This window comes from Photobacterium andalusiense (genome assembly GCF_900185625.1).
Classification (GTDB): domain Bacteria; phylum Pseudomonadota; class Gammaproteobacteria; order Enterobacterales; family Vibrionaceae; genus Photobacterium; species Photobacterium aquimaris.
Genome location: NZ_FYAJ01000016.1, coordinates 60,997 through 70,736 on the forward strand (window position 1 = coordinate 60,997; position 9,740 = coordinate 70,736).

Here is a 9,740-nt window from a genome sequence, read left to right on the forward strand (position 1 = left end):
GTATTTACTCCATCAATGCTTAGTGTTGGCCATTAGAAAAATCAGAAGAATGTTTCTGTAGATACTTCAACACAATCGCTTCACTATCACGGTCAAAGTTTACAAATGCCAACATACCGTTAAACATACCTGGCCATGTATTGGCATCAAAATGGCCTTCAGCAGGTTGGGTGTGACAAACAGAACAGTTGGTGGTGTAAGCGGTTTTTGCTTGCGCCCATACCGGTGTGATGTCATTGACTAATGAATCTTTAGGCATCCATACTTTTGCTGTTACACGCTGCCAAGGAAGACCGGTTAAGTCATCAACTTTCTCTTCGTATTTATCAACAACTTTGTCGTTTTGTGCTGATTCTTTAACAAGGGAAGCCACCGGAATATTCATACCAAAGTCTTCCTGAATCACACGACCATAGCCTTTATCTTTACGCCAACCAGCAATTTCAACTTCAACGGCATCATCGGTTTCATCAATGACTTTGACACCAGAAGCTGGGTTTAGAATACCGGCCTCAACTTTCATAGCCTTGTCTTCATAAACGGGTAAGAAACGTACACTGTAAATTTGTTCACCTTTGCTGTAGTCAGTACCGTGTGACAGCTGTACCAACTCTGAAATCATACCACCGCTGGTATCCATATCTTTTGGTAAGTGGTGAGCAATACCTTTATGGCAATCGACACAGCTTTGATCACGCTCGGCGGCATTTTTCATTTGTACGCGAGCAACAGGTGACATTTTTTCAAAGTCCATGCCTTTATAATCGTGACAATCACGACATTCCTGTGAGCCATTAGCTTTAAAACGCTCCCATTCATGCTGAGCGAGCACGATACGACGATCTTCAAACTTTTCTGGAGTGTCGATAAAGCCAGCAAAGTGAGCAAATACTTCTTTGCTTGCTTGAATTTTACGAGAAATTTTATCCGTCCAATCATGGGGTACATGACAATCAGGACAAGTAGCTCTAACACCTGAGCGGTTTTTATCATGAATAGTATTAACGTATTCAGGCACGACATTGTCAGCATGACAGCTTACACAGAATTCTTCAGTATTGGTTTTTTCAAGTGCAGTATTAAATCCGCCCCAGAAAATAATACCAGCAACAAAACCACCGAGTGCGAGTACTCCGAGGCTAATATGAACACTTGGACGTGATAGGGTTAGCCAAGCTCTTTTTAAAAATGCTTTCATTATTGTTTCTCTTTATATGATGCTTGCAGCGTAAAGTAGGGAATCAACCACCGTGACCTGGAGGGCCAAAGACAAACAATTGCAACATCCATACGGTGAAGCCATAACCACCAACGAAAATGACGCTTAAAATAGGGAAAAGAAAAATGGTAATAAAAAGGAACATTTTCCATTCGCGGCTGCGTGTTTTCTTGGCAGTAGGATCAGTAATACTGCTCATAAAACCTCCTGAGATTGTTAAATGTAAAAAATGAGTTCTTATAAATATTTATATCAATTCTAATTGCAATGTGATCATAAAGTAGACCGTTGTATTTATTCAATTAATAAATGCATTATTTTACAGCTTAAATAGCATTTTTTTGACATTAATATTAATTGTTAATGGTAAAAGCAATAGTGTGAAAACTAATGAAATAGTAAGTGTAATTATTTATTTTTTGAGTGGTTTTTAATGTTGTGTTGTTGTTTTGTTTTGGGGTGTTAATGTTGGGATTTAAGTTGGTGTTTGTTAGTTATATTTCTGTAGTGTTGTAGTTTGGGGCGGGAGAGTTATTTGATAGCGGAATTATGTAAATAAAAAAGCGGGTTAAACAATAATGACAAGGGAAATATGAATAGAATATTAGTATTAGAACAAGAGAGCTATGACGTACAGGTGGCATAGCCCTCTATAAAAATATTAATCAATAAGCTGATATTGATGACGTAAAATATCAATGATTTCTGCTTTAGGATCTTGGCTTAAGACAATTGCATTACCTGTGATTTTTTCTGCAATACCTGTATATATTTTAGATATTTGCATTAACACTTCTTGAGGCAATGCATTATTTTTTGCTAATGCAAAGCGTTCAGGCATCCGTTCTTTATTTAATAAAATATCAGGATCTGGGAAATAATTTAATAATACTTGGCGAAAATCTTCTTTTGAGTTTTCAATGATCTGTCCGTCACGATATGCCGCGCCATCCCAAATACGTGAAGAATCTGGTGTACCGACTTCATCCATATAAATTAGCTTTTCGTCACCGTTAGCATCAGTAACATAACCAAACTCAAATTTAGTATCGACAAAAATTTGGTCTAAATCAGCTAATTCATTACTAATGACATTAAAGCCATCGGCCAATAGTTTTTCGTAGACACCAATATCATTGGGATTACGGAAATTAAAAGCTTGGTAATTATCGATTAAGTCTTTACGAGTGATATTAACATCATCAGCTTCAGGAACATTTGGAATGCCTCTGAGAATACCTTTGGTTGATGGCGTCATTAGTAATTGGGGAAGTTTTTGATCTTTTTCTAGACCTTCAGGCAATTCAATCCCACAAAAATTACGTTCACCGTTGTTATATGCTCGCCACATAGAGCCAGTGATGTATTGACGACAAATAGCTTCAACCATTACAGGCTTTGCTTTTTGTACTATCCAGACAAACGGATGAGGGATATCGAGAATATGGCTGTCAGCTAAGCCATTATCTTTAAATAGTTTAAACCAATGGTTTGAGATTGCATTGAGTGCAGCACCTTTACCTGGAACACCTTTTAAACCACCTTCACCATGCCAAATACAATCAAATGCAGAAATACGATCACTGATGATCATTATTGCTAAAGGAGCATCTGGTTGAACGTTGTAGCCTTTTTGTTGAATAAGACGACGGCTATCTGCTTCTGTTAACCAATAAACGGAGCGTACTTTTCCACTATGGACGGGTTTATCTGTACGGATGGGAAGGTCGTCATTGACGGCAAGAACTTGATTAGCAAGGCTCATGGTGAAATTCCTATTTCAAAATGATGGCATCGAAATACAGAGTGTTTAAGACAAAATGTTGCTTAACCACTCATCTTATTGGGCATAATACTAGGTTCATTGTTGGACTACCAGTAAAAAAGCAAACGATTGCCTAAAGTGCCGTATCATAATAAAACGTAAGTACAATAGTGAAGTATTGTACTTTACATGATGAGGGATGAGTTGATTAAGAGAAGTTAAAACCGTTGATAAAAAGCATGTAAATCACGGGGTGTAATATAAAACATATGCAATAGCCACTGTTTGGTATCCTCAATGTTGAACCAGACTGGTGTAAATTGGAAATGACTCCAATTTGTGAGCACTTGTAATGCGCCGTCATAACTAGGAGCGATATCAAATAGAATCACAATCGCAATAACTTGAGCTAGGCTGATAAATGGTTTGGTAAAAGCAAACGGTTTGAGTGCTGTACCAAATGATGACTTTAAGCGTTTATTGGATAAATCGACGCTGTATATTTCATCTAATGCTAAATGAACGATACCACCAAGTAGCACAAATCCGCCAGCTAACCAACTATCGGTTGCTGTGTGGCCAAGTAAGAGACATATATGTAGACAACATAAAGCAATAAGAGTGACAAATGCGATGGAATGGCATGCGCCTCGATGTACGGTGCAGCGATCAAAAACAGTTTTGCCAAAATAACGAATCGTAATAAATAATGATACAACGTAAAGAATCAGTTCTAGCATTGCGACGTGAGTATAAATATGGCTGACAAGTATAAAACAGCAAAACCCCGCTAACAGCGTGAATAAGGCTTTCATTGAGGTTGAATGGTCTGAGTCTATGTCGGGTAAAAGCCCACCAATGGTGCCAAAAAAGGTCATCCATAGTGCAATACTAGGGCTAATATGGTCTGCAGATAAAAGTGTGGTTGCTGTTAAACCACTAACAATTGCTGCAACCGTGAAATGGGTTGAGAAATTTGCCAAGAAAAATGAATTCCAACTGGATACATATACAGGTATTTATCATTGTTGGTTATCATTATTCAACATTTATCACACTTTTGGCGTAATAAATGAAATTAATTGGATAAAAAAGAGCCATTTTAGCGATTATTGTTGATATACAATGGAAGAACAAAGAGAGAGTTTAGTGTACGATTAAAAGTACAGCGACAGTCGTATTGTCTATTGTAAACAATACGACTGATAACGAAGAATATTAGCCTGTAATCAATGCTGAAATAATACCAATTACGCCACCAAACACACCGCCCCAAATCACTAGCCATCCAAGGTGTTCACTGATCATTTTTTGTACCATTTCTTTAACCATTTTAGGGGTAAGCTCATTAAGGCGTTGATCGATAATATCTTCGATCGTCCCCTCAATATCACCTAACGATTCAGGTTGGCTAAGTTGCTCTTTGAGTGCTTGTTTGAAGTTATCTTGCTGGCTGATATCTGTAACTGATTGTTGCATTTTTTCAATAAACGGTTCGCGTAATGGTTCCATCGCTTCTGTTCCCCCCATCATAGTGATCATAGCGCCAAATGAGGAGTCCATGATCACATTCAATAATGAGTCAAACGTCGGGGCAAAGTCGATCTTTTGAATGATAGGTTGCATATCTAATTGTGCAGGTCCGACATTACTTTGTTTTAAAAAGCGGCTGATATTTTGTTGGGTAAAAAACTGCTCCATCATCAATGCTTTTATTGCTGCTTTAAAGGCTTCAAAACGGGCAGGAATAACGCCAGAACCATATAGGCCGGGAACTTTTTCAAACAACATATAAATAGCAAGCCAGTTGGTTAATGCACCTGAAAAGGCAAATAAACCACAGTAAAGAATAATGTGGTTGTTGCTGATATAACCAATGAATAACAATAATAGCGAAAGGGCATTGGTCATGAAACTTTTGTTTTTTAACATGTGGTAATTCTTAGTCGTTATAACACCGATAGATACGGTCATTAGGTCAGGAAATAGCATGTTGCCATTTATAATTAGCCAAATTCTAACAGATAGAAATAGACCTACGCTACATTTGTGTTTGCGATGTTAATGGTGGCTTTACGATTTAAACTTCAGATGGCAATTGTTATACTCGCTCGCTATGCATTTATTGTCTACTGAGTATTGTTAATGACCCGTTTTACAGCTGAACAAACTGCTTTTATTCATCATCAGTCAGGTAATGCACTATGTGTAGCGGGTGCTGGAACGGGTAAAACAACGACATTAGTAGGTGTTGTTGAATATAAATTACAGACGATAGCAGCTGAAAATATGCTGGTGTTGATGTTCAACCGCGATATTCGAACGGATTTTAAAGCCAAATTAGCTCAAATACCATTAGCTGAACGAGTGCCTGTTCATACCTTTCACAGTTTTTGTTTTCAGCTACTAAGACAGTCAGGTTATTTAGCGGCGACGGGTTACCAGATTGACTTTAATAATGGTGATAGCGATAAAACCATCGCTAAACTTGTATTACGACAAATGGCTACTCAAGAAAAATCGTATCAAAAACAACAGCAGTTTAAAGATCCGCGTACCATTGAATTATTGATGAGTTTTATTGGGCTGGTAAAAGCACATATGTTGCCGCCAAAAGAAGTGTTTGAACTATCTGAAATTAACAGTGAATATAAATTTATTATTGAAGCTTTTTGGAATTTTGAGACAGTTCGTAAAGAGCGTAAACAGCTATTTTTTGATGATTGGCTGGTTGAAACAATCCTGCTACTAAGAAATGATTCAGCGTTACAGATGCATTATCATCAGCAGATTCAATTTATGATGGTTGATGAATTCCAAGATATAAATACCGCTCAATATCAGTTATTAAAATTATTGTTGTCGCCACAAGCACAATTAGTTGCTGTGGGCGATGTTGATCAATGTATTTATAAATGGCGCGGTAGTGCTCCTCAATTTATGCTTAATTTTGAACAAGACTTTGCGCCTGCAACCACTTATAGCTTGTCACATACTTTTCGCTTCGGGCATAGTTTAGCATTAGCTGCTAGCCATTTGATTGCTAATAATAAACAGCGTTTTCATGACTTTCAGACTATTGCTCATGAATCCGTTGCTGATACGACGGTCGACGTTATCGGTACTACACGTCAAGTCGGAGAAATTGCGCAGTCAGTTGCTGATTTCATTGCGCAGGGTGGCCAACCGGAAGAAGTCGCTATTTTAGTCAGACGATGGTCGCAAGCAATGTTATTTGAACTTGCTTTTTTAACCAAGAAAATACCTTACCACATGCCGATTGGTTCAGTACTAACTCATAGTCGTGAAGTTAAGTTACTAATGGATATTATGGTATTAGCGACAGGACGCTTTTTGACGTTGGCCAATAATGACCAAGCTAATTTGTTGTTTAACTTATTATCATTCCCACATTGCTATGTGCCGAATAAAAGCTTACGCCCTTTGTGTGAGGCTCTAGCGCAACGACCAAGCTCTGAATGGTTGGCTGTCATAAAACAAACTCAAAAAACTCAACCGACATTAAACCTAGAAACGTTTACAGATAGGATTGAGTTATTGCTAATGTTACAACGTAAAGGCAATTTTAAAGCATTAGCTGTTTATAAGCAGTACCGTCGTGATAGTGAATTAGATACTTGGATTTGGAAAACAGAAGCAACAGCAACGGAAATAGAAGAGGCGGTTGAGCGCTTAGACAGTGTTGAAACTGTACTAGAATCAATGGATCAAAATTGTGAAAAAGCATTGCAGTATTTTGAATATTATACTCAACAATCAGCGGCTGAAAATCAGACTCAAAATAATAATAGTGTTCAATTAACCACGATATTTAGAGCTAAAGGTTGTGAGTATACACAGGTGCACTTACCTTATTGGGATAAAGATGCTTTTCCTTATGTAAACCGGTCTGCATTAGGCATTTCAGCCGATACTGAAGAAGAACGTCGACTTGCCTATGTTGCAATAACACGCGCTAAACAGAGTGCGAAAATTTATTATACAGTCGAGAATGCTAAGAAAGATCAGTATGTGCGTAAGGATAAAAACGCCAGTCAATTTATCATTGAATCAAAGGCTGATGTAGCTCAAGAAATTGGTCCGGTATTATATCAGGAGGGGGAGTTACCATATCATAAATCAGCTGTAGTACAGGGATATTATCGACGATTAGCACGTATTGATGATATGCAATTACCACCTAAAGCTACTTCTATTTCGTTGCCGGAACCAAGCGTAACTGGAGAGAGTATATATAGCTATGAATGGGCGTTACAACAGCCTATGCCTGAGAACGCTGACAGGTTGATTCGTAGTCTGGTACAAACCAAACCAATAAAGTATTTGGAAACAGAAGTAACGCGTATTGTACGTGAATTAAATCAAGCTGGCACGACTAAGAAAAAGGTACTACTTAATCGTCTTATTGTGGTAGCGCGTGCCAAGGCGTATAAATATAACTAGCGTTTATAAATGATTGCTAGCACGGTTAGCACGAGATTCTCGTTGACCTAAATTTTGTTGAAGAGCAAACTCAAGTCGTTCACGGAGTTGACGAGATTTGGTTTCGGCACTTCTAAATCCGAACGACTGTAATAATTTTTTGACCATAATTAAAACCTATTAATTTATAGATAAGACAATTCACTACACCAAAACTTATGGGTAAGTCGTTGCCTTAAATTATTAGAGAGTTAACATCGTCCTTGAGCTTCCAATGGCTCCATTATATCGTCTGTTGAGTAAACAGTACTTTTGTTGATATAAAGGATGTTAAAAAATTTAATGACAACATTTAATGATAACAATTGGTTTAAGTAACCAATTGTTATCATCATGTGTAAATTCTATGGCAGGGTTAAATGAGAGTCAAAGCAATATTTGGTTGTTATCCAATAACACGATAACATGCTAAAAAAGACCTAGATCACACTTTTGTTGACTGGTTCTGCCATTTATCGACAACTAATGCGGCAATTAAGTCTCCCTCAACATTGACTGCTGTACGGAAAGTATCCAATGGTCGTTCAATAATTAACAATATTGCGATAGCTTCGAGTGGAATACCCACGGCAAGTAACACAAGTTGCATGCCTGACATTGATCCTGATGGCATACCTGGCGCGCCAATAGATGACACCATTGCCATAATAAAAATCATAATCAGCCCTGATGTTCCAAGCTCAATACCATAGAGTTGAGCAAGGAAAATAGCAGCAACACCTTCAAATAGTGCAGTACCATCCATGTTCATAATAGAGCCTAGTGGCAATACCATACTGCTGGTGGGTTGCGATATATTTAAATCTTCTTGTGCTGTTTGCAATGATAGTGGCAGTGTTGCAGAGCTTGATGAAGTTGCAAATGCCATAGCCATTGGCGCTGATAATGCGCGAAATAAAGTTGAATATTTAATACCGGTAAATATTTTAGCAAGCAACGGTAATACAATTCCGCCGTGTACTAATGTTAATGAAAAGACTAATAAAGCAAATAGTGCTAATTCGCCAAAAATACTATTGCCACTTTGAGCTGTAAATTGAAATACAATCGCAAATACAGCTAATGGCGCTAATTTTATCACTGCAGAGACAACACGATTAATAGCAATGTTAAGTCCTGAAATAAGCTCAAAAACAGCATGTTTAGGCGGTAAGCTGGCTAATAATGCGATACCAAGTAATAGGGCAAAAACAACAATCGCCAATAAGTTTGTGGTTGCGAGCGCTTGAAAAGGATTAACCAAGGCCATGTTAAATAATTTTTCTGCAATAGCACCACCAGAAGACGCGCTATTATCAATTAATTGAACATGACTACCGACAGTGACTTGCGCAGTGTCTATTAAATGTGGCCATTTAGGTATTGCTAGTGATACCCCTAAACCTAAGCTAATCGCAAGTGTTGACGTTAGGCTATAAAAGGCAATTGTTTTATAACCTAATGTTTTCAAACGTGAAGTTGAGCCAATACTAGTGATACCTTGCAATAAGGACATTAATACAACAACCCCTACTAGCATTTTGAGCAAGCCAATATAAGTTGTTTTGGTTAGCATTAATAATTTAAATGCAGTTGAGTGCTCAAAACCTGCATGCAGTGGTAATAAAGAGGCAAGACTCCACGCAAATAGAGCTGCAATCATTAATTGAAAAGGTAACGATTTGAATAGACGACGGTTCATGAAAAAGGTCTCTGTTCGGTGTTCGTTTCGTAACGAGAATATAAAAAGAAGAACTTGGGATTAAAAAGGCTTATTAATAATTAGAGTGCCTAATCCAAGAAATATAATAAATATTACTATATATATAAATAAAAAACGCTCTGACAGAAATGCCAGAGCGTGGCAAATGCCATTCTCAATTAACGATGATTTAGATATGTATCCAAATAGGGTATAAGTAAAATTAAATATTATATCGTTAATGAGTAAAGTGCTAATCCATCAGCTTATGGTATTGAACAAGTGAACATAAGAAATAATTCTCAACGTATATTGCTATACGTTGAGAATAGTGCCAATTAAGGCTGATAATTACTTATCGAAGTGAATAACCGTACGGATACTCTTACCTTCGTGCAATAGGTCAAATGACTTGTTGATGTCGTCTAGGCCCATGTTGAATGAAATGAAGTCATCAAGTTGGAATTCACCTGCCATGTAACGGTCAACGATACCAGGAAGCTCTGAACGGCCTTTAACACCACCAAATGCAGAACCACGCCATACACGACCAGTTACTAGTTGGAATGGAC

The 9,740-nt window shown here is 37.6% G+C and carries 8 protein-coding genes and 1 pseudogene; 1 reads left to right on the forward strand and 8 read right to left on the reverse strand.

The features are described from left to right. Positions 1–19 precede the first annotated feature (19 nt). From torC to PAND9192_RS19580, 5 genes are all read right to left on the reverse strand, one after another. Positions 20–1,198, reverse strand: a complete 1,179-nt coding sequence (gene torC, locus PAND9192_RS19560) for a pentaheme c-type cytochrome TorC (RefSeq protein WP_087855057.1) — start codon at positions 1,196–1,198, stop codon at positions 20–22. A gap of 43 nt (positions 1,199–1,241) precedes the next feature. Next, on the reverse strand, positions 1,242–1,418 hold the full coding sequence (gene torE, locus PAND9192_RS19565) for a trimethylamine N-oxide reductase system protein TorE (RefSeq protein ID WP_036794120.1): 177 nt from the start codon (positions 1,416–1,418) through the stop codon (positions 1,242–1,244). Positions 1,419–1,880: 462 nt separating this feature from the next. Then, a complete protein-coding gene (locus PAND9192_RS19570; RefSeq protein ID WP_087855058.1) occupies positions 1,881–2,984 on the reverse strand; it encodes a phosphoribosylaminoimidazolesuccinocarboxamide synthase in 1,104 nt (367 codons plus the stop codon). Between the two features lie 218 nt (positions 2,985–3,202). Continuing rightward, positions 3,203–3,967 carry a metal-dependent hydrolase gene (locus PAND9192_RS19575; RefSeq protein WP_087855059.1) on the reverse strand — a complete coding sequence of 255 codons (765 nt, stop codon included), beginning with the start codon at positions 3,965–3,967 and terminating at the stop codon, positions 3,203–3,205. Between the two features lie 235 nt (positions 3,968–4,202). Beyond that, positions 4,203–4,916, reverse strand: coding sequence for a DUF445 domain-containing protein (locus tag PAND9192_RS19580; protein WP_060999585.1), 714 nt, complete (start codon positions 4,914–4,916; stop codon positions 4,203–4,205). 213 nt (positions 4,917–5,129) lie between these two features. Between PAND9192_RS19580 and PAND9192_RS19585 the strand changes: the two genes are divergently transcribed. Then, positions 5,130–7,448, forward strand: a complete 2,319-nt coding sequence (locus PAND9192_RS19585) for an ATP-dependent helicase (RefSeq protein ID WP_087855060.1) — start codon at positions 5,130–5,132, stop codon at positions 7,446–7,448. A 3-nt stretch (positions 7,449–7,451) separates the two neighbouring features. On the opposite strand, the gene PAND9192_RS20835 is transcribed toward PAND9192_RS19585, so the two are convergent. From PAND9192_RS20835 to PAND9192_RS19595, 3 genes and pseudogenes are all read right to left on the reverse strand, one after another. After that, entirely contained in the window at positions 7,452–7,595 is a 144-nt protein-coding gene (locus tag PAND9192_RS20835) for a hypothetical protein (protein WP_200817849.1), read from the reverse strand. A 316-nt stretch (positions 7,596–7,911) separates the two neighbouring features. After that, entirely contained in the window at positions 7,912–9,168 is a 1,257-nt protein-coding gene (locus PAND9192_RS19590) for a dicarboxylate/amino acid:cation symporter (RefSeq protein WP_087855061.1), read from the reverse strand. A gap of 351 nt (positions 9,169–9,519) precedes the next feature. Further along, positions 9,520–9,740, reverse strand: a pseudogene (locus PAND9192_RS19595) (S-(hydroxymethyl)glutathione dehydrogenase); the annotation flags it as partial.

Excerpts from the sequence above, each read along its gene's own strand:
- torC (WP_087855057.1), bottom strand. The coding sequence starts at position 1,198 with ATGAAAGCATTTTTAAAAAGAGCTTGGCTAACCCTATCACGTCCAAGT.
- torE (WP_036794120.1), bottom strand. The coding sequence starts at position 1,418 with ATGAGCAGTATTACTGATCCTACTGCCAAGAAAACACGCAGCCGCGAA.
- PAND9192_RS19570 (WP_087855058.1), bottom strand. The coding sequence starts at position 2,984 with ATGAGCCTTGCTAATCAAGTTCTTGCCGTCAATGACGACCTTCCCATC.
- PAND9192_RS19580 (WP_060999585.1), bottom strand. The coding sequence starts at position 4,916 with ATGTTAAAAAACAAAAGTTTCATGACCAATGCCCTTTCGCTATTATTG.
- PAND9192_RS19585 (WP_087855060.1), top strand. The coding sequence starts at position 5,130 with ATGACCCGTTTTACAGCTGAACAAACTGCTTTTATTCATCATCAGTCA.
- PAND9192_RS20835 (WP_200817849.1), bottom strand. The coding sequence starts at position 7,595 with ATGGTCAAAAAATTATTACAGTCGTTCGGATTTAGAAGTGCCGAAACC.
- PAND9192_RS19590 (WP_087855061.1), bottom strand. The coding sequence starts at position 9,168 with ATGAACCGTCGTCTATTCAAATCGTTACCTTTTCAATTAATGATTGCA.